The organism is Brevundimonas mediterranea (assembly GCF_011064825.1).
Classification (GTDB): domain Bacteria; phylum Pseudomonadota; class Alphaproteobacteria; order Caulobacterales; family Caulobacteraceae; genus Brevundimonas; species Brevundimonas mediterranea_A.
The window spans coordinates 134,957-155,828 of sequence record NZ_CP048751.1 but is presented as its reverse complement, the minus strand read 5'-3'; the positions used below and the strand labels follow the sequence as shown (position 1 = coordinate 155,828).

The 20,872-nt window shown below is 66.9% G+C and carries 24 protein-coding genes and 4 tRNA genes; 22 read left to right on the top strand and 6 right to left on the bottom strand.

Features of this window, described 5'->3' with window-relative positions:
* Positions 1 to 51: 51 nt before the first annotated feature.
* The 3 genes from mgtE to GYM46_RS00825 all read right to left on the bottom strand — a co-directional run bounded on the left by mgtE (position 52) and on the right by GYM46_RS00825 (position 1,969).
* The gene (mgtE, locus tag GYM46_RS00835; RefSeq protein WP_008263150.1) at positions 52 to 1,470 is read right to left on the bottom strand and encodes a magnesium transporter; all 1,419 of its coding nucleotides are present in this window, start codon (positions 1,468 to 1,470) and stop codon (positions 52 to 54) included.
* A 65-nt stretch (positions 1,471 to 1,535) separates the two neighbouring features.
* Positions 1,536 to 1,620: transfer RNA gene (locus GYM46_RS00830), tRNA-Leu, on the bottom strand.
* 97 nt (positions 1,621 to 1,717) lie between these two features.
* On the bottom strand, positions 1,718 to 1,969 hold the full coding sequence (locus tag GYM46_RS00825) for a FliM/FliN family flagellar motor switch protein (RefSeq protein WP_008260376.1): 252 nt from the start codon (positions 1,967 to 1,969) through the stop codon (positions 1,718 to 1,720).
* Between the two features lie 65 nt (positions 1,970 to 2,034).
* On the opposite strand from GYM46_RS00825, the gene lipB reads away from it, so the two are divergent.
* From lipB to GYM46_RS00800, 5 genes are all read left to right on the top strand, one after another.
* On the top strand, positions 2,035 to 2,751 hold the full coding sequence (gene lipB, locus GYM46_RS00820; protein ID WP_008260521.1) for a lipoyl(octanoyl) transferase LipB: 717 nt from the start codon (positions 2,035 to 2,037) through the stop codon (positions 2,749 to 2,751).
* Positions 2,752 to 2,875: 124 nt separating this feature from the next.
* The gene (locus GYM46_RS00815; RefSeq protein WP_008262366.1) at positions 2,876 to 4,360 is read left to right on the top strand and encodes a hypothetical protein; all 1,485 of its coding nucleotides are present in this window, start codon (positions 2,876 to 2,878) and stop codon (positions 4,358 to 4,360) included.
* A 74-nt stretch (positions 4,361 to 4,434) separates the two neighbouring features.
* Positions 4,435 to 4,929: a peptide-methionine (R)-S-oxide reductase MsrB gene (gene msrB, locus GYM46_RS00810; RefSeq protein WP_035309738.1), complete on the top strand. Its 495-nt coding sequence runs from the start codon at positions 4,435 to 4,437 to the stop codon at positions 4,927 to 4,929.
* 48 nt (positions 4,930 to 4,977) lie between these two features.
* On the top strand, positions 4,978 to 5,577 hold the full coding sequence (locus GYM46_RS00805) for a hypothetical protein (protein ID WP_164952575.1): 600 nt from the start codon (positions 4,978 to 4,980) through the stop codon (positions 5,575 to 5,577).
* Positions 5,578 to 5,668: 91 nt separating this feature from the next.
* On the top strand, positions 5,669 to 6,043 hold the full coding sequence (locus tag GYM46_RS00800; RefSeq protein WP_050771614.1) for a YunG family protein: 375 nt from the start codon (positions 5,669 to 5,671) through the stop codon (positions 6,041 to 6,043).
* Between the two features lie 25 nt (positions 6,044 to 6,068).
* Here GYM46_RS00800 and GYM46_RS00795 read toward each other — a convergent pair whose 3' ends face one another.
* Together GYM46_RS00795 and GYM46_RS00790 are read right to left on the bottom strand one after the other, a co-directional pair.
* Positions 6,069 to 7,367 carry an amino acid permease gene (locus GYM46_RS00795; protein ID WP_040350010.1) on the bottom strand — a complete coding sequence of 433 codons (1,299 nt, stop codon included), beginning with the start codon at positions 7,365 to 7,367 and terminating at the stop codon, positions 6,069 to 6,071.
* Positions 7,368 to 7,433: 66 nt separating this feature from the next.
* Positions 7,434 to 7,508 (bottom strand) — tRNA-Thr (locus GYM46_RS00790).
* Between the two features lie 110 nt (positions 7,509 to 7,618).
* On the opposite strand from GYM46_RS00790, the gene GYM46_RS00785 reads away from it, so the two are divergent.
* From GYM46_RS00785 to GYM46_RS00720, 14 genes are all read left to right on the top strand, one after another.
* The gene (locus tag GYM46_RS00785; protein WP_008264028.1) at positions 7,619 to 7,813 is read left to right on the top strand and encodes a hypothetical protein; all 195 of its coding nucleotides are present in this window, start codon (positions 7,619 to 7,621) and stop codon (positions 7,811 to 7,813) included.
* A 102-nt stretch (positions 7,814 to 7,915) separates the two neighbouring features.
* Positions 7,916 to 9,205 (top strand): UDP-N-acetylglucosamine 1-carboxyvinyltransferase, encoded by a 1,290-nt coding sequence (murA, locus tag GYM46_RS00780; protein WP_008259994.1) that lies wholly within the window; start codon positions 7,916 to 7,918, stop codon positions 9,203 to 9,205.
* Positions 9,195 to 9,695, top strand: a complete 501-nt coding sequence (locus GYM46_RS00775) for a DUF2948 family protein (RefSeq protein ID WP_040349425.1) — start codon at positions 9,195 to 9,197, stop codon at positions 9,693 to 9,695. The genes murA and GYM46_RS00775 overlap by 11 nt, the downstream gene beginning before the upstream one ends.
* On the top strand, positions 9,692 to 10,174 hold the full coding sequence (locus GYM46_RS00770; RefSeq protein ID WP_008260730.1) for a UPF0262 family protein: 483 nt from the start codon (positions 9,692 to 9,694) through the stop codon (positions 10,172 to 10,174). Before GYM46_RS00775 ends, GYM46_RS00770 begins: the two co-directional genes overlap by 4 nt.
* Before the next feature lie 103 nt (positions 10,175 to 10,277).
* Positions 10,278 to 10,496 carry a translation initiation factor IF-1 gene (infA, locus tag GYM46_RS00765; protein WP_008261544.1) on the top strand — a complete coding sequence of 73 codons (219 nt, stop codon included), beginning with the start codon at positions 10,278 to 10,280 and terminating at the stop codon, positions 10,494 to 10,496.
* A 12-nt stretch (positions 10,497 to 10,508) separates the two neighbouring features.
* Positions 10,509 to 11,084, top strand: coding sequence for a Maf family protein (locus GYM46_RS00760; protein WP_008264047.1), 576 nt, complete (start codon positions 10,509 to 10,511; stop codon positions 11,082 to 11,084).
* Complete coding sequence (locus GYM46_RS00755; RefSeq protein WP_008260569.1) at positions 11,081 to 12,121, top strand: ribonuclease E/G; 1,041 nt, start codon at positions 11,081 to 11,083, stop codon at positions 12,119 to 12,121. The genes GYM46_RS00760 and GYM46_RS00755 overlap by 4 nt, the downstream gene beginning before the upstream one ends.
* The gene (locus GYM46_RS00750) at positions 12,118 to 12,282 is read left to right on the top strand and encodes a DNA gyrase inhibitor YacG (RefSeq protein ID WP_008259215.1); all 165 of its coding nucleotides are present in this window, start codon (positions 12,118 to 12,120) and stop codon (positions 12,280 to 12,282) included. The genes GYM46_RS00755 and GYM46_RS00750 overlap by 4 nt, the downstream gene beginning before the upstream one ends.
* 63 nt (positions 12,283 to 12,345) lie before the next feature.
* Positions 12,346 to 12,421 (top strand) — tRNA-Phe (locus tag GYM46_RS00745).
* Positions 12,422 to 12,970: 549 nt separating this feature from the next.
* A complete protein-coding gene (locus GYM46_RS00740; RefSeq protein WP_008258688.1) occupies positions 12,971 to 13,858 on the top strand; it encodes a MotA/TolQ/ExbB proton channel family protein in 888 nt (295 codons plus the stop codon).
* 5 nt (positions 13,859 to 13,863) lie between these two features.
* Positions 13,864 to 14,298, top strand: a complete 435-nt coding sequence (locus GYM46_RS00735; RefSeq protein ID WP_008259452.1) for a biopolymer transporter ExbD — start codon at positions 13,864 to 13,866, stop codon at positions 14,296 to 14,298.
* 14 nt (positions 14,299 to 14,312) lie between these two features.
* Positions 14,313 to 15,026 carry an energy transducer TonB gene (locus tag GYM46_RS16915; RefSeq protein ID WP_008259763.1) on the top strand — a complete coding sequence of 238 codons (714 nt, stop codon included), beginning with the start codon at positions 14,313 to 14,315 and terminating at the stop codon, positions 15,024 to 15,026.
* Positions 15,027 to 15,152: 126 nt separating this feature from the next.
* Positions 15,153 to 15,229: transfer RNA gene (locus GYM46_RS00725), tRNA-His, on the top strand.
* 101 nt (positions 15,230 to 15,330) lie between these two features.
* Positions 15,331 to 16,317, top strand: a complete 987-nt coding sequence (locus GYM46_RS00720; RefSeq protein ID WP_164952574.1) for an aldo/keto reductase — start codon at positions 15,331 to 15,333, stop codon at positions 16,315 to 16,317.
* A gap of 100 nt (positions 16,318 to 16,417) precedes the next feature.
* Here the strand turns inward: GYM46_RS00720 and GYM46_RS00715 are convergent, their stop codons facing one another.
* On the bottom strand, positions 16,418 to 16,840 hold the full coding sequence (locus tag GYM46_RS00715) for a DUF2147 domain-containing protein (protein ID WP_008259611.1): 423 nt from the start codon (positions 16,838 to 16,840) through the stop codon (positions 16,418 to 16,420).
* Positions 16,841 to 17,043: 203 nt separating this feature from the next.
* Between GYM46_RS00715 and GYM46_RS00710 the strand changes: the two genes are divergently transcribed.
* The 3 genes from GYM46_RS00710 (at position 17,044) to adhP (ending at position 20,842) form a co-directional block, all read left to right on the top strand.
* Entirely contained in the window at positions 17,044 to 18,018 is a 975-nt protein-coding gene (locus GYM46_RS00710; protein WP_035310113.1) for a GAF domain-containing protein, read from the top strand.
* Positions 18,019 to 18,153: 135 nt separating this feature from the next.
* Entirely contained in the window at positions 18,154 to 19,671 is a 1,518-nt protein-coding gene (gene exaC, locus GYM46_RS00705; RefSeq protein ID WP_008261774.1) for an acetaldehyde dehydrogenase ExaC, read from the top strand.
* Between the two features lie 142 nt (positions 19,672 to 19,813).
* Positions 19,814 to 20,842: an alcohol dehydrogenase AdhP gene (gene adhP, locus GYM46_RS00700; RefSeq protein ID WP_008261496.1), complete on the top strand. Its 1,029-nt coding sequence runs from the start codon at positions 19,814 to 19,816 to the stop codon at positions 20,840 to 20,842.
* The last annotated feature ends 30 nt before the right edge of the window (positions 20,843 to 20,872 follow it).

Below are 20,872 nucleotides of genomic sequence, written 5' to 3'. Positions count from 1 at the left end.
AGACGGCGGCGCGGCCCAGGGCCACGTCTCAGCAAACATGGGGCCAGGCTTCTACAGCAAAACCATGGTGGCCAGACCGAGGAAAATCAGGAATCCGAAGAAGTCGGTCGTGGCCGTGACGAACACCGCCGACGAAACGGCGGGGTCGAACTTCAGCTTTGACAGGGTCAAAGGCGTGAGCACGCCGATACAGGCGGCCACCAGCAGGTTCAGGATCATGGCCGCCCCGATGACCAGACCGATCCGCCAGTCCTCGTCGCGGAACCAGAATCCCGCCGCGACCCCGATCAGGGGGGCCAGAACCAGCCCGTTGGCGACGCCGACCGCCAGCTCGCGCAGGAAGGTCCGCATGGCGTTGGCCGAGTTCAGTTCGCGGGTCGCCAGAGCGCGGACGGTGACGGTCAGGGCCTGGGTCCCGGCGTTGCCGCCGATGGCCGAGACGATGGGCATCAGCACGGCCAGGGCGACGATCTGCTGGATGGTGCCTTCGAACAGACCGATGACGCTGGCGCCCAGGGCGGCCGTCGCCAGATTGATCGCCAGCCAGGGCACGCGACCGCGCACGATCTCGGACACGGACGAGCCGCGATCCTCGTCGGCGACACCGGCCAGGCGCAGGATGTCCTCGCGGTTTTCTTCCTGAATGATGTTGACGATGTCATCGACGGTGATCTGGCCCACCAGCCGCCCGGCCGCGTCCACGACCGGGGCCGAGATCAGGTGGTATTTCTCGAAGATATAGGCGACCTCTTCCTGGTCCTGATCGACGGCGATCTCGTTGATCGGCTCCATCAGGTCGGCCAGGGCCGCGCTGCGCGGCGCGCGCAACAGACCGCTGATCGGCACGCCGCCGACCGGGCGGTTCAGCGGATCGACCACATAGATGTCGAAGAACAGCTCCGGCAGATCGTCGCCCTGTTTGCGGATGTGGTCGATGGTGTCGCCCACGCTCCAGAATTGGGGCGCGGCCATCACCTCGCGCTGCATCAGGCGGCCGGCGGACTCCTCATCATAGCCCAGGCTGCTCTCGATCGCGGCGCGGTCGACGTCCGGCATGGCCGCCAGAACGCGTTCGCGCTGGTCGTCCTCAAGGTCCTCGACCACGGCGGCGGCGTCATCGGAATCCAGTTCCTGCAGGGCCTCGGCCAGGGTGCCGTGCGGCACCCGCTCCAGCACCTCTTCCCGAATCCCGTCATCCAGTTCGGGCAGGGTCTCGGCCAGCAGCTCCGGCGGCAGCCACAGCACCACGACGGCGCGGTGTTCCGAGGTCAGGAAGCCCATCAGGTCGGCGACGTCGGCGGGGTGCAGATCCTCCAGCAGGGACCGCAGCCGCATGCCGTCGCCGTCGTCGGCGGCGTCCACGACTTTTTCGACGAATTGAGGGGTGAGGACATAGTCCTCGTCCAGGGCGGCGTGGTCTTCGATATCAGGCGCTTCGGCTGGAGCGAAGGCGGAGTCCGTGGTGCTCACGTGGTCGCCTCCCTTGGTAGAATGTCCAGCCGTAGTTAGCCGATGAATCGCCCTGTTTAGCCAGATGGTGCGGTCGAGAAGACTCGAACTTCCACGGGTTGCCCCACAGCGACCTCAACGCTGCGCGTCTACCAATTCCGCCACGACCGCTCGCATCGGAGCGGCGGCGAATAGACGAAGCCGCCGGAAAAGGAAAGGCTCTCTTTTCAGCCCTGTCGCGCTTTGTGCGTTTCAGCTTGTGGATACGTCAGGCCGAACCGGCCATGAAGTCGTAGAGGTCGGCCGATCGGGTCACGGTGATGGCGATCCGGTCGTCGCGAATCTCGATCTCGCCGCGCGCGACCGGGTGATTGTTCGCCAGGATCCAGACCTCGTCGCCTTCGGAGGCGTCCAGCGGAATCACGGCGCCCCGACCCATGCGCAGCAATTGCGACATCGGCAGCACCATACGGCCCAGCACCACTGAGATTTCGACGTCGACGGCGTTGATCTGGGACACGGGCGCTCTCGTTCACTATGAGGTCGTCCCTTGCGGAAACGCCTCAAGCTGCACATTGAAGCCTTATGCTTGCCGAGCCGTTAAGTCCTGAACTTCAGAAGCTGCGTCGCGACGACGACCGCCCCGTCGAATGGGCGGTGGCGACCCGCCCTGTCGATTACGCCGCCGCCGAAGCCTTCATGGAGGCGCGTGTCGCCGCCATAGCGGCGGGCGAGGCGGGGGAGATGGTCTGGCTGCTGGAACATCCGCCCCTCTATACCGCCGGGGTGTCGGCGCGGGACGAGGACCTGCTCGACGCCGGCCGCTTCCCGGTTCACCGGACGGGGCGGGGCGGGCAGTTCACCTATCATGGGCCGGGCCAGCGGGTGGCCTATGTCATGCTGGACCTGAACCGGCGCGGCCGCGACGTGCGCGCCTTCGTCAGGGGGCTTGAGCAATGGCTCATCGGCGGCCTGGCCCAGTTCGGCGTGACGGCCGACGTGCGCGAAGGTCGGGTCGGGGTCTGGGTCGAGCGCAAGGGCGCGGGCTGGAGCCGTGAGGACAAGATCGCCGCCATCGGCGTCAAGGTGCGCAAATGGGTCAGCTTCCACGGCGTCAGCCTGAACGTGGAGCCGGATCTGGATCATTTCGGCGGCATCGTGCCCTGCGGCATCCAGGAGCACGGGGTCACCAGCCTGGTCGATCTGGGCGTTCTGGCCACCATGGACGAGGCGGACGCGGCGCTGAAGACCAGTTTTCATCATCTTTTCGGCGCGACCGTCGAAACGGCTTCCCCCCTCTGACCTGCGCCGCTTCGCCGCAATCGGTATGACATTTGGGCGAAAGGACGGCGGCGGGGGTTGGCAAGCGTGGGAGGCATAAGGTTTAACGACGGCGCCAGCTTATCGCCCAAGCCCAGGAGCCTCCATGAACCGCCTGATCGCCGCCGCCTCGGCCGCCGTCGTGTCCCTGACACTGGCCGCCGGCGCCGCCTCCGCCCAGGATTTCCGCGCCCTCGCGCAGCAGGACCTGCAGACGGTCCATGACGTCCTGGCCGCCAATCACCCCGCCGCCGTCGTGCCCGGCGCGCCGGGCGAGGCCTTCCGGGCCTGGATCGACACCGGCCTGGCCGACGCCCAGAGCAAGGCGGGCCGCGTCAACAGCGGCGACAGCCACGCCTATCTGCTGCGCTATTACGCCAACGGTTTCCGCGATTCGAACATCGCGACCCGCCCCACCTACGAAGGTCTGGGGCCCTATTTCGCCATCGGCTGGCCGGGTCTGACGACGGCGTGGCGCAACGGCGAATATGTGGTCTCCTATGTGAAGCCCGGCGTACGCAGCCTTCCCCCGGTCGGCTCGACCCTGGTGAAGTGCGGCGACAAGACTGCGGCGCAATTGGCTGACGAACGTCTGGACCGTTGGGAAGGCGATCTGACGACCGAGGCCGGCCGCGTCCGCACGGCGCCCTATCTGCTGTGGAACCGCAACAATCCGCTGACCAGCGGCGTGCCGTCGCTCTGCACCTTCAAGGTCGGCCGTCGGGAGCGTGAGTTCCAGATGCAGCCCCAACCCGTCGAGGCCGGAGCGCTGGAAACCGCCTATCGCGCCACCGTCTATATGCCGCCGGCCAATCCCCTGGCGATCGAGACGGTCAACGGCCGTCCCTGGGTCCATGTCCATAGTCTGGCCGACGAAGCGGGCTGGGACGCCTTCTATGCTGCGGTCGAAGGCCAGTTGGCCGCCCTCCGCGGGCCTCAGGGCTTTGTCATCGACCTGCGGGGCGCCAATGGCGCGTCGCTGAACGCCACGGGCCGGGGCTATGGCCTGGCCAACCGGATCTGGACGCCCGAGTTCACCGTCAGCCGCCAGCCCGAAGCCGGCTCCATCACCTATCGCGCCACCCCGGCCAACCGTCAGTGGTTCGTCGACACCCTGAACCGCATGCAGGCCGATCCGCGCTTCGTGCAGGAATCGGGCGCAGTCATCGAACAGACCCAGGCCATCGTCGCCGCCTTCGATTCGGCCCTGGCCGCCAATCAGGCGACCTTCACCCTGCCGGGCCGCCCGTCGGTTCCGGACGCCGGCACGGCCAATCCGGTCGCCGGTCCGGTGATCGTTCTGGTGGACGGCGGCTGCACCAGCGGCTGCCTGGACACGCTGGACCTGCTGACCCGTCTGCCGAACGTGCGCCTGGCCGGATCGGTGACGGCCGAGGACTCGATCTTCATCGAGCCCACCGTCCTGCGCCTGCCGTCCAACTATGCGGACCTCAGCTATGGTCACAAGGCCTGGATGACCCGCCAGCGCGGCAATGACATGCCCTTCACCCCGGCCCAGGGCCTGGCCTACGCCGGCGATCCGACCGACGAGGCCGCTGTCCGCGCCTGGGTGGGAACTCTGTTCCAGTAAAATCGTCCGGATCGAATGGACTGCGGGGGCGGGCAGGGGTGGAACCTCGGCCCGCCCCTTCTTATTTGGAGGTCATGACCGATCTCGCCCCCCCGTCCGACCGCCTGCGCTCGCCCTCCGGCTATGACCTGACCCCGCCGGACGACACCGAACGCGCCCGGCTGGAAGCCGACCTGAACCCCGAGGAGAAGCGCGTCCTGCTGTCGCACGGCACCGAGGCGCCCTTCTGCGGCACCCTGCTGGGCGAGAAGCGGGCCGGGGTCTTCTGCTGCCGCGAATGCGGCCTGCCCCTGTTCCGCAGCCGCACCAAGTTCGAGAGCGGCACCGGCTGGCCCAGCTTCACCGAGCCGGTCGATCCGGCCCATGTCCATGAAATCCGCGACACCAGCTACGGCATGGTCCGCATCGAGACCCAGTGCGCCCGCTGCGGCAGCCACCAGGGCCACGTCTTCCCTGACGGCCCGCCGCCGACCGGCAACCGCTACTGCATCAACTCGGTGGCCCTGAGCTTCGTGGCCGAGGGCGAACCCCTGCCGGATCCGTTGCACCGCGGCGACGGTGACGCCTGACCTTGGCCGCATTCGCTGTGCTAGGATGATTTCGAACGGAGGCGGCGCATGCTGATCGCAGGACTCTTGGCGGGTATGGCTCTGACGATGCCGGGCGCGATGTCGGGCGGCGATCCCGACGGCGTGGTCACGACCGCGCCCTCGAACGCTCCGACCCTGGCCCAGGCCATGGCCGCCGCGCCCGAGGCCGCCGTCGCCGCCCCCACGGCCCAGGACGCCGCGCCCCACGGCCTGACCACTGAACAGCAGATCCAGCACTGGATCGACAGCCGCACTCCCGGCGCCAGCTTCGACGAAGCCCCCGCGCCCGGCCCTCAGGACGACCGCCAGATGCACGGCATGGTCGAGGCGGGCATCGGCACGGGCGGTTACCGCAGCTATGGCGCGGCGGTGTCCCTGCCGGTCGGCGAAAACGGGCGGCTGGACCTGGCCTATCGCGAGGGCCGCAACGAACCCTGGGGTTACGGCTATAGCGGTGGATACGGCCTGCGCGGGCCGGGCTTTTATTCTCCCTACGGCGGCTGGTCCGGCCGCGGCTACGGCGCCGATTCGACCAGCAAGTCGCTGTCGATGGGGTTCAGCTGGAGCAAGGACAAGGACGCCGATGAGCGCGATTCGTGGCGGCGGGGGCTGTCGGCCTACGACTGAGGCTTGTATCGATTAGTCCGGTTTTTGGCTGGTCGTTGAAGCCGCCAATCGATCTGTTGCGGACACTCGCCTACGGTGAGACCATCGAATTATGGCGCTGGCGCTAAACGAACTTGAAGGACGTTTGAAATCTGCGTGGTCGGTGGAGACAGCGACCACATGGACGCGCGATAACCCAGCTCTTGGCCAGTGCAGTGTTACGGCGCTGGTGGTCAACGACTTGCTTGGCGGTCGCATCCTTAAGACCAGAGTGGGACCGAACTATCACTTCTATAATCTGATAGACGACACACGCATCGACCTGACCAGCAGTCAGTTTGGAGGGCAGATCGCTTACGAGGATCTTCCCGCGAGCCGCGACGATGCGTTCGGCGACACCACCTTCAAACAGTATCAGGCGCTGCGGCGAGCCCTCTTCCTGGAGACGCACTCAGCAGGTTGCTGTTCCTTTCCCACCCTTGGCTGAAGTCCTTGACGTCCGCCCGAAGTCCCTAAACAGACATCTCCGTCGGATCGTTCGTCTTGCGAACAAACGCCCATCCCACTGTCGTCGCGGCGAAGAAGGCCAGGGCGATGCCCAGGAAGGTCCAGCCCGACATCACGACCGCCCAGCCGCAGAAGCCCAGTCCGCCCAGGGCGGCCAGGCGCGCGGGCCAGCGGTCGCTGAACCGGAACAGGGCGGCGCAGCACAGGCCGTAGACGACCAGGAACAGCACGGTGGTCGCGCCGATCAGCAGGCTGAACTGGCCGGCCAGGCGCGGCTGGGCGCTGATCAGCACCATCAGGGTCATCAGGCCGCCGTGGATCAGCGGATTGGCGGGCGGGGTCAGGGCGCCCCGGCCGAAGACGCGGGGCAGGAAGCCCTGGCGGGCCCCGGCGCGGGCGGTCTCGCCGGTCAGCATCATCCAGCCGCCCAGGGTGCCCAGGGTCTTGGCGATGGCGCAGACGGCGACGAAGCCCGCCGCGCCGCCGCCGATCACCCGTGCGGCGACATCGGCGAAGGGGCTGCTGGATTTCGCCAATTCAGCGGCCGGAATCACCCCGAAGATCGCCGCGCTGACCGCGATATAGATGACCGCCGCCAGGCCGACCCCGGCGAAGGTGGCGCGGCCGACGTCGCGCTCGGGGTTCTTCAGGCGCTGGGCCACGACCCCGGCGCTCTCGAAGCCGAGGAAGGCCCAGAAGATCAGGGCCATCGAGGCGGGCACGCTGGCCGCCAGCCCGGCGCCGTCCGGCGACCAGGAGGCGGCGAAAATCTGGGGGTCGAAGGCCAGGGCGCCGGCGACGGCGGCTATGGCCAGGGGAATCAGGCCGATTCCCAGCGACAGACCGCCGAAACGCGCCACGGCGCGCGGTCCGGCCATATAGAGGAAGGTGGTCAGCCACAGCAGGGCGATATTGCAGATCGCGCTGGGCCAGCGTTCCGCCAGCACCGGGAAGAAATGCGCAAGATAACCGGTGGCGGCCACGGCGATGGCGACATTGCCCAACCAGTTGCCGACCCAGTAGCCGATCGAGGCCTGATAGCCGAAGAATCGACCCAGTCCCTGTTCGGCATAGCCCGACAGGCCGTCGGCGGCGGGCAGCCTTCGCCCCAGGCCCGCGAAGACCCCGGCCAGCAGCAGGGCGCCGATTGCGGCCACGACCCAGCCGACCATGCTGGAACTGCCGACCGAGGCCAGGGAGGCGGGCAGTAGATAGACCCCCGAGCCGATCATGTTTCCTGTGACGAGCAGGGCGGCCAGCGCCCAGCCCAGCTTGCGCGGCTCCGTCTTCCGCGTGTCGATCATGCCGGTCTTCTCCTGATCGCGCATAACAAAAAGGCCCGGCTTGCGCCGGGCCTTTTCAGTCTCAGATGGTGCCGCCGGGGGGAATCGAACCCACGACCTCAGCCTTACCAAGGATGCGCTCTACCACTGAGCTACGGCGGCCCCGACTGAGGAAGCGGCCGTATAGCCAAACCCTTCCGGGGAGGGAAGCGGCTTTTTGACGATCTGAAAGAAAGTTTGGACACGGCTCCTGATCGCGGCATGATCCGGGCATGACTCGTCCCCCGCCTGACGCCGACACGCCGCCCGCCGCCGCAGCGGCCTCGCCCCCCGAGATTTCGGCGCCGTCGGAGGTCGAACGGGCCAAGGCGGACCGGGCCATCCGCCTGGCTTCGGCCCTGCGCGCCAACCTGCGACGTCGCAAGGCGCCGGCCCGCACGCCCGCCCCGCCAAAAGACAGCAACTGAAAGTCATCGGCCCGCGCCCGTTCCGCCCTTTGGCAAGCGCGCGCCGGCTTGCTAGAGAACCCTCCCCCCGAGGCGTTTGCTTCGGGCGCGCTTAAGGACGTCATGGACAGCATCGCCATTCAGGGCGGCGCCCAGCTTTTCGGGGATATTCCCGTCAGCGGCGCCAAGAATTCCGCCATCAAGCTGATGGCCGCCTCGATCCTGACAGATCAGCCCTTGCTGCTGACCAATATGCCGCGTCTGGCGGACACCCGCTTCCTGGGCCAACTGCTGCGCCAGTTCGGCATCGAGGTGACGGAACGGGACGGGGCGGACGGGCAGGAGAGTCTGTTCCACGCCAAGGCCCTGACTTCGACCTTCGCCCCCTATGATCTGGTGCGGCAGATGCGGGCCTCGTTCAACGTGCTGGGCCCGCTGCTGGCCCGCACGGGCGAGGCCAAGGTGTCGCTGCCCGGCGGCTGCACCATCGGCGCCCGTCCGGTGGATCTGCACCTCCAGGCCCTGACCGCGCTCGGCGCCGAGATCGAACTGGATGAAGGCTATGTCACCGCCAAGGCTCCGTCGGGTCTGAAGGGCGCTGAGATCGAGTTTCCCTTCGTCTCGGTCGGCGCCACCGAACACGCCCTGCTGGCCGCCGTGCTGGCCCAGGGCACGACCGTGCTGCGCCGCGCCGCGCGCGAGCCGGAGATCGGCGACCTGGCCCGCTGCCTGACGGCGATGGGGGCGAAGATCGAGGGGATCGACACCGACGTCCTGACCATCACCGGCGTCTCGTCGCTGAACGGAACGACCTGGTCGGTGATTCCCGACCGAATCGAAATGGGCTCCTACGCCGTCGCCGCCGCCATGGCGGGGGGCGAGGTGCGTCTGACCAAGGCGCGGGCCGAACTGATCGGGGCCCTGACCGACAAGATGATCGAGGCGGGCGTCGAGGTGTCGCCGACCGCCGACGGGGTGTTGATCAAGCGCGATCCGAAGGTGCGGTTGCAGGCGGTCGATATCGAGACCGCCATCTATCCCGGCTTCGCCACCGATCTGCAGGCCCAGTTCATGGCCCTGATGACCACGGCCGACGGCGTGAGCACCGTGCGCGAGACCATTTTCGAGAACCGGTTCATGCATGTGCCGGAACTGGCCCGGCTGGGAGCCGAGATCTCGGTTCACGCCGGCGAGGCCCAGGTCAAGGGGGTCGAGGGGCTGCACGGCGCCCAGGTGATGGCCACCGACCTGCGGGCCTCCATGTGCCTGGTCATCGCCGGCCTGGTCGCCGAGGGCGAGACGACGGTCGGCCGGGTTTATCATCTGGATCGCGGGTTCGAGCGTTTGGAGGAGAAGCTGGGCGCGTGCGGGGCGGATATCCGACGGATTAAAGGAACAGGTGATGAGCACTGAGATCGACGGCGTCGTCACGGAAGCCAAGGCGCCGGTAGAACCGCTGCGCCTGCTGGCCGAGGACGCCGACGATCTGCAGATCATCTCCGCCGCGCTTCAGGACGCCATCCTGCGGCCGGTCGACATCGTCTGGGAAAAGGGCGCCCGCACCCTGACCATCGCCTTCAGCCGCTTCTGCTGGGAGTGCGGCGGGACGCGGGTGATGTGCGCCATGCAGTTCGGGGACGTGCTGGCGGTCAAGAGCCGGCGCCTGTCGCGCAGCCCCGACGCCTCACTGGAACTGCTGGCCCTGGATTTCATGCCGACCGAGGCGCCGGGCGGGCGGGTGATCCTGATGTTCGCCGGCGGCGGCGATCTGAGGATCGACGTCGAATGCCTGGACGCCGTGGTGACCGACATCTCGGAGCGCTGGCCGGCGCGGATCGCCCCGACGCATCTGGATGCGGTCCCTCTGAACGCGCCTGAAAACGATGAAGGGAGCGCGGCATGAGCGGCGTCCACAAGCTGGTCTCGGTTGAGCTGGACACGGTCACGCTTCCCGCCGCCACCGCCGAGATCGAGCACGAGCGCCGCGTCGCCATCTTCGACCTGGTCGAGAAGAACAGTTTCGAACCCGTCGGCGCGCCTGACGATGCAGAGGGGGGCGGACGATATCGGCTGAAACTGTCGCTGCAGGACAACCGGTTGGTGTTCGACATCGACGGCGGAGGTTTCACCCGCACCTACGCCATCAGCCTGACGCCCCTGAAGGGGGTGCTGAGGGACTATCTCATGATCTGCGACAGCTATTACGAGGCCCTGCGCGGCTCGTCGGCCAGCCAGATCGAATCGGTCGACATGGGCCGGCGCGGTCTGCACAACGAGGGGGCCGAACAGCTGAAGACGCGGCTGGATGGCAAGATCATCGTCGATCACGAGACGGCGCGACGGCTGTTTACGCTCTTGTGCGCCCTCTACCGTCGCGGCTGACCTCGACTATCTCTGCATTTTCGGGCATTAGGCCCCTCCATTCCGCCCCTCGCGCCCGCCCGGCGTGGGGTCGAACGCATATTCAACGGGCGTGAGAGGCCGCATGGCTAAGGAAGAACTGCTCGAGTTTCCCGGCACCGTCAGCGAATTGCTGCCGAACGCCACCTTTCGCGTGACGCTCGAGAACGACCACGAGATCATCGCCCACACGGCGGGCAAGATGCGTAAGAACCGCATCCGCGTGCTGGCCGGCGACAAGGTTCTGGTGGAAATGACCCCCTACGACCTGACCAAGGGTCGCATCACCTATCGCTTCAAGTAAGGGACGGCTCGTATGAGCCGGCCTGAGCTGGTGCTGGCCTCGGCCAGCCCGCGCCGCATCGAACTGCTGGCGCAGGTCGGGATCACGCCCGACCATATCGATCCCGCCGACATCGACGAGACGCCGCTGAAGGGCGAGACGCCGCCGCGCCTCGCCGAACGTCTGGCCACGTCCAAGGCCCAGGTGGTTGCGGCGCGACGGCCCGACGCGGTGGTCATCGCCGCCGACACGGTGGTCGCCGTGGGACGACGTTTCCTGGAGAAGGCGGCGGACGAGGCTGAGGCGACGCGGTTCCTGAAGCTGCTGTCCGGCCGCAATCACCGGGTCTTCACCGGCGTGGCTGTCGTGCGCGACGGCAAGCTGTCGTCGCGGGTCAATGAGACCCGCGTCAGCTTCAAGCCCCTGTCGGACCACGAGATCGCCGCCTATGTCGCCACCGGCGACTGGCGCGGCAAGGCCGGGGGCTATGGCATCCAGGGCCCGGCCGGGGCCTTTGTTCAACGAATCGTCGGCAGCCATCCCGCCGTCATGGGCCTGCCCCTCTATGAGGCGGTGCAGTTGCTGCATGGCGTCGGCTGGCGGGCATGAGCGGCGAGATCGAGGTCTTCCTCGACGAGGCGCCGGGCGAGACCCGCGGCGCGGTCCTGCGTGACGGCCGCTATACTCATCTGCTGATCCATCGTGACGGCGATCTGCCCCAGCATCGCCTGGGCGCACGGTCCGTCGGCCGGGTGACCGAGATCAATCCCGGCCTGCGCGGCGCCTTCGTCGATCTGGGCGCCGGCGCGCCGGCCTTTCTGCCCTTCCATCGCAATGAACGTCTGACCCAGGGCGAACGGCTGGAGGCGACGGTCGTCGCCGAGCCGCGCGCCGGCAAGGGCGCGGTTCTGCGCCGCCTTGGGCCGGGGGAGGGGGCGCCCCGCCTGCTGGAGGCCGCGCCCAGCATCGCCGCCCAGCTGCGGGACCTCGCCGGAGGCGGGGGCTTGACCACGGGCCTCGCCGCCATCGACGCGGTGACGGAGGCGGAGGAAGAGGCTCTGGCGTCCCGCCATGTCTTCAACTCCCACGGCGTCGACCTCGCCATCGAACGCACCCGCGCCCTGATCGCCGTCGACATTGATCATACGGCCGGGACGGGGCGTGATCCGAAACAGGCGCGGGCGGCGGCGAATCGCCTGGGGCTGAACCAGGCCGCGCGGCTGATCAGCCTGCGGAACTGGGGCGGGCTGATCGTCGTCGACCTGGTCGGCGATGCGGAGGACGCGGCCGCCGGGGACAAGGCGGCCCGCGCGGCCTTCTCCCACGAACCCCAGGCCGTGTTCGGCCCGATCAGCCGGTTCGGCCTGTTGCAGATGTCGCTGCCCTGGCGGCGGACCCCTATAGAAGAGATCCTGTTCGAGGCCGGCCGCCGGCCGTCGGTCCAGACTGAAGTCCTGGCCCTGGCCCGGGCGCTGCGCCGACGACTGTTGTCCGACACCCGGTCTGCGCGCGTCGTCGCGCGCTGTGCGCCGGACGAGGCCGCGCTTCTTGGCCCCCTGGCCGCCCGGATGGGGCCGCGCGCCTCGGTGAGGGCCGACGCCGATGTGCGGCGCGGGTGTGGACGTATCGAAGGACCTGATCGATGAGCACCTGCCCGATCTGCCGCAAGGCCGACGCCGATCCCAAGTACAAGCCGTTCTGCTCGCGCCGCTGCTCGGAAGTGGATCTGCAGCGCTGGTTCACGGGCGGCTACGCCATCCCGGCCGCCCTGGACGAGGGCGCCGAAGATGATGGCGAAAAGGACTGAAACGACGCTGGACAGGCGGAAACGGCTCGCCTATAGACCCGCCTCTCGCGACGCCGCGTCGGCGCCTGGATAGCTCAGCTGGTAGAGCAGCGGATTGAAAATCCGCGTGTCGGTGGTTCGAACCCGCCTCCAGGCACCATCTTTCGTCGGCGCGCCGACCTTCCCTGAAATGACCAAGCCTAAGCGTCCCGTTCCATGGAACGACGTCATCTGAAACGATGCTGATCGACTGCTTTGGGGGCGGATGATCTGAGAAACGCTCTCAGAGGAGTAAAAAACTCCTCCGGATTATGGCTTTCGAACAAGCTTGCGCTAATCGCGGTGAAATCATCACAAAAGTGTCGCTTTCCGGCCTGCTGGCGGTCGAAAGGAGCAAGACTTGCTCGAACTTCGCCCGGCGGGTGAAATCCGGCTGTTCTCCCTTGACGCTCCGGTAAGGGTTCGCCAAAGGGGGTAGGACGTCCTCCCACAAAGGCGTCAGACGGATTCTTAGGAGACGTGTTCTCCGGCGGTTCGAATACGGGGGCGGTGCGGGAAACCGGATGCGTCTCCATCAAAGAATTCAGCGCCTGGATGATCCCGATGGGACGCGGGGCGTTGAAGGAAACATTTTCAGGTTGGGGGGCGGCTCTTTGACACGGCCGCACCTTTGGTTCCACGAGTCAGACCAAGCAGGAACTGGCGAATTATGCTGAACAGCAAAAAGACGAACATCCTTCTCGCCATGGCCGGCGCCGCCGTGCTGATGGCGAGCTCGCCGGTCCTGGCCCAGGCCCCGGCCGAGCCGACCCCGGCCGCTGCACCCGCAGCAGCCCCGACGGCGATGGCTCCGGCCGCCGACGCGGCCAACCCGCAAACCATGAACGAGTCCGTCGGCGGCGGACACGGCGCCGGCATCACCCCGATCTCCATGTTCATGGAAGCGACCGTCATCGTTAAGGTCGTCATGATCGGCCTGCTGCTGGCCTCGATCCTGTCCTGGACCCTGCTGCTCATCAAACTGTTCGAGTTTGGCGCGCTGAACCGCAAGACCGACAACTTCCTCGAAAACTTCCGCGGCGCCCGCACCATCGCGGACATGCGCGCCGTCTCGACGCAAGAAGAGTTCGACGGCAACCCGCTGGCCGACATGGCCGCTGCGGCGACCGAAGAAGTCGAAATGTCGCGTCAGGCCGGTCTCTCGGTCACCGGCGATCACCTCGACTCGGCCCTGGGCCGCGCCCAGGCCGCCGTCGCCGCCGTTCAATCCGGTCTGGCCCTGCGCCTGTCGGGCGGCCAGCAGTTCCTGGCTTCGGTCGGCTCGATCGGTCCGTTCGTCGGTCTGTTCGGCACCGTTTACGGCATCATGAACTCCTTCATCGGCATCGCGGAATCCAACACGACCAACCTGGCCGTCGTTGCTCCGGGTATCGCCGAGGCCCTGCTGGCCACCGGTATCGGCCTGTTCGCCGCTATCCCGGCCGTTGTCTTCTATAACTACTTCAACACGCGCATCGCCGCCTACGGCACCCGCGCCGATGGTTTCGCCGCCGAGCTGCTGAACGGCATCTCGCGTCAGCTCGACAAGGGGGCGTAAGACGGATGGCCGCCAAGATTAAATCGGGCGGCGGCGGCAACAAGGTCGAGGCCAACAGCGATATCAACGTCACGCCTTTCGTTGACATCATGTTGGTCCTCCTCATCATCTTCATGGTCGCGGCTCCGCTCGCTTCCGTGTCGGTGCCGGTCGAGTTGCCAATCGCCGTCGCTAAGGCGGCTCCGAACCCGCCCAAGCCGGTCTATATTTCGATCCAGAACGACGGCGACGTCTTTGTGGGCGACTTCCCGACCAGCGTCGGCTCTCTGGGCGAAGATCTGCTGAAGCAGATCGGATCCCGGAACCCGGCCGATGAGCGGATCTTCATTCGGGGCGACCAAAACACCCGCTATGGTGATTTCATGCAGGTCATGAACGCTTTGCAGGATAACGGCTTCTACAGCGTTGCACTGGTCGGCGAAGACCAGGCGACGAGCTAGAGTGCGGAGATAGAATGACAGACGTCGCATATCATCGCAGTCGTTACGACGTACCCAAGAAGAAGGGCTTCATGGGGGTTTCCTACCCCGTCCTGATCGTCTGCCTTCTGATCGTCACCCTCCTGTTCGCCCTGCTGATCTTCTTCCTTCAGCAGTCGAAGTTCAAACTCAAGGAGTTCAACTACGTCGACGAGTCTGTCGAGGTCGAGTTGGTCGAGCCGGTTCCGCCGCCTCCGCCCCCTCCGCCCCCGCCGCCCCCGCCGACGGATACGCCGCCTCCGCCCAAGCTTCAGGTGCGGGTGCCGGCTCCGGTTCCGAACGTGACGCCTCCTCCGCCGGTGAACATCACGCCGACGAAGAAGGAAGACCGGGTCGAGTACACGGGTCCGCCCGTGAACATTCCTGGACCGCCGCCGCCTCCGGCGCCGCCGGCCCCGGCTCGTCCTGCGGTGGTGACCAGCGTTGCTTGGTCGCGTCAGCCTCAACCCGAGTTCCCTGAGCGTGCTCAGGAGCGCGGTATCGAAGGCGGCACCGTGACCCTGCTCTGCACCGTCGCCGCCAATGGCACGCCGACGAACTGCAGCGTAGTTTCGGAAACGCCGTCCGGCGCTGGCTTCGGCCAGGCCGCTCTCCGCTCCATGCGGTCGGCGCGGTTCTCGCCCGGCACCGTTGACGGTGTGGCTCAAGGCGGTCAGGCTCGCTTTACGGTTCGCTTCCGTCTCCAGTAGGCGAAGCCGAGTTAGACAAGACAGAACGCCCCGGTTTCGGCCGGGGCGTTTTTCTTTGCGTCAGGCGCAACGACGCCTTGATCCCCTGCCGCAGTCCCGGTAGAGAACGCGCCTCGCGACGCGCGGGCCGCCTTAGCTCAGTTGGTTAGAGCGCCGGTTTGTGGAACCGGAGGTCCTCAGTTCAAGCCTGAGAGGCGGTACCATCGCGCAGCGCGGCCGGGCTTGCGGCCCGCCGCTGCAGTGACCATCTCCTGATCGTCGGCGTCTTTGAACGCTGATCCCCCACATCGACAGGAGAGCGCAGATGAAGACGCGCAAGTTGGGCCTGAACGGTCCCGAGGTTTCGGCCATAGGCCTGGGCTGCATGGGCATGAGCGCCTTCTACGGCGGCGCGGACGAGGGCCAGTCCATATCCGTCATCCACCGCGCCCTCGACCTGGGCGTCACCCTGTTCGACACGGCCGAGATGTACGGCCCGCACACCAATGAGGTCCTGGTCGGCAAGGCGTTGAAGGACCGGCGCGATCAGGCCTTCATCGCCACCAAGTTCGGCATCAATTACAACGCTGATCGTTCCAAGTTGTTGGTCGACGGCAGTCCGGCCAATGTCCGCCGCGCCATCGAGGGCAGTCTTCAGCGTCTCGGCGTCGATCACGTCGATCTGTATTATCTGCATCGGGTCGATCCCGACACGCCGATCGAAGAGACGGTCGGGGCGATGGCGGAGCTCGTCAAGGAGGGCAAGGTCCGCTTCCTGGGCCTGTCCGAGGCCGCGCCGGACACCCTGCGCAAGGCCCATGCGACCCATCCGATCACCGCCCTGCAAACCGAATATTCGCTGTGGACGCGGGACCCGGAAGACGAACTGTTCGCGGTCGTGCGGGAACTGGGCATCGGCTTCGTGCCCTACAGCCCGTTAGGTCGGGGCTTCCTGTCCGGCGACATCAAGTCCATCGACGATCTGGAGGCGGACGACTTCCGCCGCACCAATCCGCGTTTCATGGGTGAGAATTTCCAGAAGAACCTGGATCTGGTCGAGGCGGTGAAGGCCATCGCCGCCGACAAGGGCGTGACCGCCGCCCAACTGGCCCTGGCCTGGGTCCTGGCCCAGGGCGAGGATCTGGTTCCGATCCCCGGCACCCGCCGCATCGCTACTCTGGAACAGAACGCCGCCGCGACGGACATCGTCCTGACGCCGGAAGACCTGGCGCGCATCGACGCGGTCTTCCCCAGGGGCGCGGCCGTGGGCCACCGCTACGCCGAGGCGGCGCGGGCGGCCCTGAACCGCTAGGGGCGCAGGCCGCCCGAGGCCGATCCGTCAAGCCTGACGGCAGGCATGAAAAGGCCCGGCCGGAGCGATCCGGCCGGGCCTTCGTCTGTCTGGGTCGGGCCTACTGGATGCGGGTCCAGGTCTGGGTCTTGCACAGGGGGGCGACGACACAGCCGCGCAGGTTCAGGCTGTTGTCGTTGGTCATGGTGATGGTGCCGCGATAGGTGCGGCCGTCGGCCGGGTTATAGACCGAGCCGTTGCGCCATTCGGTCGGGCCGCCGGTGAAGCCGGTCAGCATCGGCAGGTTCCGCAGGGTGCGGCTACGCAGGGCGGTGTCGCGATTATGCTCGTCCCGGACGTCGGCGTCCGCCCGGATATGGTTCGACGTCACCAGGGTTCCACACAGGGCCTGGCCGCAACGGGCGATCCGCACCTGGCCGCCGTTGGTCGGGGTCTGCCACAGGCCGGTCGGATCCGCGGCCAGGGCGGGAGAGGCGAGCGCAGCCGCCAGGGCGGCGGCGGCCAGCATGATCTTGGTCTTCATGGTCGTTCCCTTTTCTCGGGCCGGTTCGGCGACCCGTTGATATGCAGGGTGATCCGGGTTTCGGTTCAAAACAAGGCTGAACTGATCCCCTATCGCCAATGAAAACCGGACCTTAGGGAAGCTTTCGTGGCGTTCAGCCGGGTCGCCTTGACCTTGTGGCGCGGCAAGCGTCTGATCTGGCGAAACAAGCCTTGGGAGACACCATGGGCGATCGGCCAGGAAACGATCACGGAAGCCTGATCAAACAGGCGCTCGACAACGGCGCCGAGCCGGCGCGTTCGGCCCTGGCCGCATCCTGGCGTCGGTCCATGTCGCTGTACGGCCTGGATCCCGAGGACGGCGGCCGTCCCCAGACCCTGACCGAGGCGCAACTGCATGAGGCGCGCCAGGCCATGGAGCCGATGACGCGGGCGGCGCAAGGGGTGCTGGATCGGCTGTTCCTGGCCGTCGGCGACACCGGCTGCTGCATCCTGCTGACCAATGCCGACGGGGTGCCGCTGGAGCGCCGGGGCGCGGCGGCGGATGACGACATCTTTCGCCGCTGGGGGCTATGGCCCGGCGCCATATGGTCCGAGGCGGTCGAGGGCACCAACGGCATCGGCACGGCCCTGGCGGAACACCGGCCCCTGACCATCCATCGGGACCAGCATTTCCATACCCGCAACACGGCCCTGAGCTGCACCAGCCATCCGATCCACGATCATCTGGGACGCCTCGCCGGTCTGCTGGACGTCTCGTCCTGCCGGGCCGATGCGACCGCGGGCGTGCTGGGCCTGATCGCGGCGGCCGTGGCGGATGCGGCGCGGGCCATCGAGGCCCAGACCTTTCGTCAGGCCTTCTCCCAGGCGCGGATCGTCCTGGCCGGGGATCCGGTCGAGCGGAATACGGCGGCCCTGCTGGCGGTCGATCGGGACGACCTGGTGATCGGCGCCACCCGCGCGGCCCGCCTGGCCCTGTCCATCACCGACGAGCGGATCGCGGCCCAACTGGCGGCGTCAGAGGTCCTGGGGGCGGGCTGTGTCGAGACGGAGCTGCTGGAGGCCGAGCGCGGGGCGGTGCGTCGCGCCCTGGCGCGCAGCGGGGGCAATGTCTCGGCCGCCGCGCGGGCCCTGGGGATCAGCCGTGCGACCCTGCACCGCAAGCTGCACCGGCTGGGGCTTTCGCGCGAACCTCACTGAGCCGACTGTCGCAGGCGTGCGACAGGTTTGCGCTGCACCATGAACGGCCCGTCTGGCGGATCGGCCGGGGCAGGCAGAGCTTCCCGTTCCAACGACGTCGGCAATCGACGCCCGAGGGAACGTTAGGAGTGTTTCATGACCAAACCCGAATTCGCGCGCGCCGCGACCCCCAAGTTCAAGACGCGCTATGACAATTTCATCGGCGGCCAGTGGGTCCCGCCGGTCAACGGCCGCTATTTCGAGAACACCTCCCCGGTGAACGGCCGCGTCCTGTGCGAAGTCGCACGATCGGACGCGGCCGACGTCGAACTGGCCCTGGACGCCGCCCATGCCGCCAAGGACGCCTGGGGCAAGACCAGCGTCGCTCAGCGCGCCGTCATCCTGAACAAGATCGCGGACCGGATCGAAGCCAATCTTCAGGCCGTGGCCGAGGCCGAGACCTGGGACAACGGCAAGCCGGTGCGCGAGACCCTGGCGGCCGACATCCCCCTGGCCATCGACCATTTCCGCTATTTCGCCGGCTGTATCCGCGCGCAGGAAGGCGGAATCTCGGAGCTGGATCACGACACGGTCGCCTATCATTTCCATGAGCCGCTGGGCGTGGTCGGCCAGATCATCCCGTGGAACTTCCCCATTCTGATGGCGACCTGGAAAATCGCCCCGGCCCTGGCGGCGGGCAATTGCATCGTGATGAAGCCGGCGGAACAGACCCCGGCCTCGATCCTGCTGCTGATCGAACTGATCCAGGACCTGTTGCCGGCCGGCGTGCTGAACATCGTATCCGGCACGGGCGCCGAGGTCGGCGAGCCGCTGGCCACCAACCCCCGCATCGCCAAGATCGCCTTCACCGGCTCGACCGCCGTGGGTCAGAAGATCATGGAGTATGCGACCAAGAACATCATTCCGGTGACGCTGGAGCTGGGCGGCAAGTCGCCGAACATCTTCTTCAAGGACGTGATGGACGCCGACGACGCCTTCCTGGACAAGGCGCTGGAAGGCTTCGCCATGTTCGCCCTGAACCAGGGCGAGGTCTGCACCTGCCCGAGCCGTGCCCTGATCCATGAAGACATCTATGAGGCCTTCATCGCCAAGGCCATCGCCCGGGTCGAGGCCATCGTCCAGGGCGACCCGCTGGACCCGGCCACCATGGTCGGCGCCCAGGCGTCGGAACAGCAGCTGAAGAAGATTCTCAGCTATCTGCAGATCGGCAAGGACGAGGGGGCCGAGGTGCTGACGGGCGGCGAACAGTCGCTGCTGCCGGACGACCTGTCGGGCGGCTATTACGTCAAGCCGACCGTGTTCAAGGGCACCAACGACATGCGGGTCTTCCAAGAGGAGATCTTCGGTCCCGTCCTGGCCGTGACCACCTTCAAGACCTTCGAAGAGGCGATGGAGATCGCCAATGACACCGAATACGGCCTGGGCGCCGGGGTTTGGTCGCGCGACATGAACACCGCCTATCGCGCGGGTCGTACCATCCAGGCCGGTCGGGTCTGGACCAACTGCTATCATCAGTACCCGGCGCATGCGGCCTTTGGCGGCTACAAGAAGTCCGGCATCGGGCGAGAGAACCACCGGATGATGCTGGACCACTATCAGCAGACCAAGAACCTGCTGGTCAGCTACAGCCCCGACAAACTGGGCTTCTTCTGATCTGCATCAAGGATGGCCGGTTCCGGATCGGCCATTCTCCGATCGCTCTCTGATCCGTCTGTCCGGAGAGCTAACTCCCAGGCGGGCGGGCCGGTGTCCTGCTTCCGGTCCGCCCGTTCCCCCAAATCGATGAGGATGTTCCATGTCCAGAACCATGAAGGCCGCCGTCGTGCGCGCATTCGGCCAGCCGCTGACCATCGAGGAGGTGGCGGTCCCCGAGCCGGGTCCGGGCCAGATTCAGGTCAAGATCGAGGCCTCTGGCGTCTGTCACACCGATCTGCACGCCGCCGAGGGCGACTGGCCGGTCAAGCCGAACCCGCCCTTCATTCCGGGCCACGAGGGCGTCGGCTATGTCTCGGCTGTGGGGGCCGGGGTTACTCTGGTCAAGGAGGGCGACCGGGTCGGGGTGCCGTGGCTCTACTCGGCCTGCGGCCACTGCAAACACTGCCTGGGCGGCTGGGAGACCCTGTGTCATGACCAGCAGAACACCGGATATTCGGTCAACGGCGGGTTTGCGGAATACGCCATCGCCGACCCCAACTACGTCGGCCATCTGCCGGCCAATGTCAGCTTCACCGACATCGCCCCGATCCTGTGCGCCGGGGTGACGGTCTACAAGGGGCTGAAGATGACCGACACCAAGCCGGGCGACTGGGTGGTGATCTCGGGCATCGGCGGCCTGGGCCATGTGGCGGTCCAATACGCCAAGGCCATGGGGCTGAACGTCGCCGCCGTGGACGTGGACGACGCCAAACTGGACCTGGCGCGACGGCTGGGCGCGACCGTGACGGTCAACGCCAAGACGTCCAACGACCCCGCCGCCGACATCAAGGCCCAGACCGACGGCGGCGCCCAGGGCGTGCTGGTCACGGCCGTCTCGCCCAAGGCCTTCGAACAGGCGGTCAACATGACCTCGCGCGGCGCGACCGTGGCCCTGAACGGCCTGCCGCCCGGCGACTTCCCCCTGTCGATCTTCGACATGGTGCTGAACGGCACCACGGTGCGCGGATCCATCGTCGGCACCCGTCTGGACCTTCAGGAGGCGCTTCAGTTCGCCGCCGACGAGAAGGTCAAGGCCACGGTCTCGGTCGAGCCGCTGGAGAACATCAACAGCATCTTCCAGCGGATGCGCGACGGCCAGATCGAGGGCCGGATCGTGATGACGATCTGAAATCGACGCGATCCCTCTACAAAAAATAGA

What these genes read in the sequence shown, in the direction of transcription:
- lipB (WP_008260521.1), top strand. Translation starts at nt 2,035, where the DNA reads ATGCTTGCCGAGCCGTTAAGTCCTGAACTTCAGAAGCTGCGTCGCGAC.
- GYM46_RS00815 (WP_008262366.1), top strand. Translation starts at nt 2,876, where the DNA reads ATGAACCGCCTGATCGCCGCCGCCTCGGCCGCCGTCGTGTCCCTGACA.
- msrB (WP_035309738.1), top strand. Translation starts at nt 4,435, where the DNA reads ATGACCGATCTCGCCCCCCCGTCCGACCGCCTGCGCTCGCCCTCCGGC.
- GYM46_RS00805 (WP_164952575.1), top strand. Translation starts at nt 4,978, where the DNA reads ATGCTGATCGCAGGACTCTTGGCGGGTATGGCTCTGACGATGCCGGGC.
- GYM46_RS00800 (WP_050771614.1), top strand. Translation starts at nt 5,669, where the DNA reads ATGGCGCTGGCGCTAAACGAACTTGAAGGACGTTTGAAATCTGCGTGG.
- GYM46_RS00795 (WP_040350010.1), bottom strand. Translation starts at nt 7,367, where the DNA reads ATGATCGACACGCGGAAGACGGAGCCGCGCAAGCTGGGCTGGGCGCTG.
- GYM46_RS00785 (WP_008264028.1), top strand. Translation starts at nt 7,619, where the DNA reads ATGACTCGTCCCCCGCCTGACGCCGACACGCCGCCCGCCGCCGCAGCG.
- murA (WP_008259994.1), top strand. Translation starts at nt 7,916, where the DNA reads ATGGACAGCATCGCCATTCAGGGCGGCGCCCAGCTTTTCGGGGATATT.
- GYM46_RS00775 (WP_040349425.1), top strand. Translation starts at nt 9,195, where the DNA reads ATGAGCACTGAGATCGACGGCGTCGTCACGGAAGCCAAGGCGCCGGTA.
- GYM46_RS00770 (WP_008260730.1), top strand. Translation starts at nt 9,692, where the DNA reads ATGAGCGGCGTCCACAAGCTGGTCTCGGTTGAGCTGGACACGGTCACG.
- infA (WP_008261544.1), top strand. Translation starts at nt 10,278, where the DNA reads ATGGCTAAGGAAGAACTGCTCGAGTTTCCCGGCACCGTCAGCGAATTG.
- GYM46_RS00760 (WP_008264047.1), top strand. Translation starts at nt 10,509, where the DNA reads ATGAGCCGGCCTGAGCTGGTGCTGGCCTCGGCCAGCCCGCGCCGCATC.
- GYM46_RS00755 (WP_008260569.1), top strand. Translation starts at nt 11,081, where the DNA reads ATGAGCGGCGAGATCGAGGTCTTCCTCGACGAGGCGCCGGGCGAGACC.
- GYM46_RS00750 (WP_008259215.1), top strand. Translation starts at nt 12,118, where the DNA reads ATGAGCACCTGCCCGATCTGCCGCAAGGCCGACGCCGATCCCAAGTAC.
- GYM46_RS00740 (WP_008258688.1), top strand. Translation starts at nt 12,971, where the DNA reads ATGCTGAACAGCAAAAAGACGAACATCCTTCTCGCCATGGCCGGCGCC.
- GYM46_RS00735 (WP_008259452.1), top strand. Translation starts at nt 13,864, where the DNA reads ATGGCCGCCAAGATTAAATCGGGCGGCGGCGGCAACAAGGTCGAGGCC.
- GYM46_RS16915 (WP_008259763.1), top strand. Translation starts at nt 14,313, where the DNA reads ATGACAGACGTCGCATATCATCGCAGTCGTTACGACGTACCCAAGAAG.
- GYM46_RS00720 (WP_164952574.1), top strand. Translation starts at nt 15,331, where the DNA reads ATGAAGACGCGCAAGTTGGGCCTGAACGGTCCCGAGGTTTCGGCCATA.
- GYM46_RS00715 (WP_008259611.1), bottom strand. Translation starts at nt 16,840, where the DNA reads ATGAAGACCAAGATCATGCTGGCCGCCGCCGCCCTGGCGGCTGCGCTC.
- GYM46_RS00710 (WP_035310113.1), top strand. Translation starts at nt 17,044, where the DNA reads ATGGGCGATCGGCCAGGAAACGATCACGGAAGCCTGATCAAACAGGCG.
- exaC (WP_008261774.1), top strand. Translation starts at nt 18,154, where the DNA reads ATGACCAAACCCGAATTCGCGCGCGCCGCGACCCCCAAGTTCAAGACG.
- adhP (WP_008261496.1), top strand. Translation starts at nt 19,814, where the DNA reads ATGTCCAGAACCATGAAGGCCGCCGTCGTGCGCGCATTCGGCCAGCCG.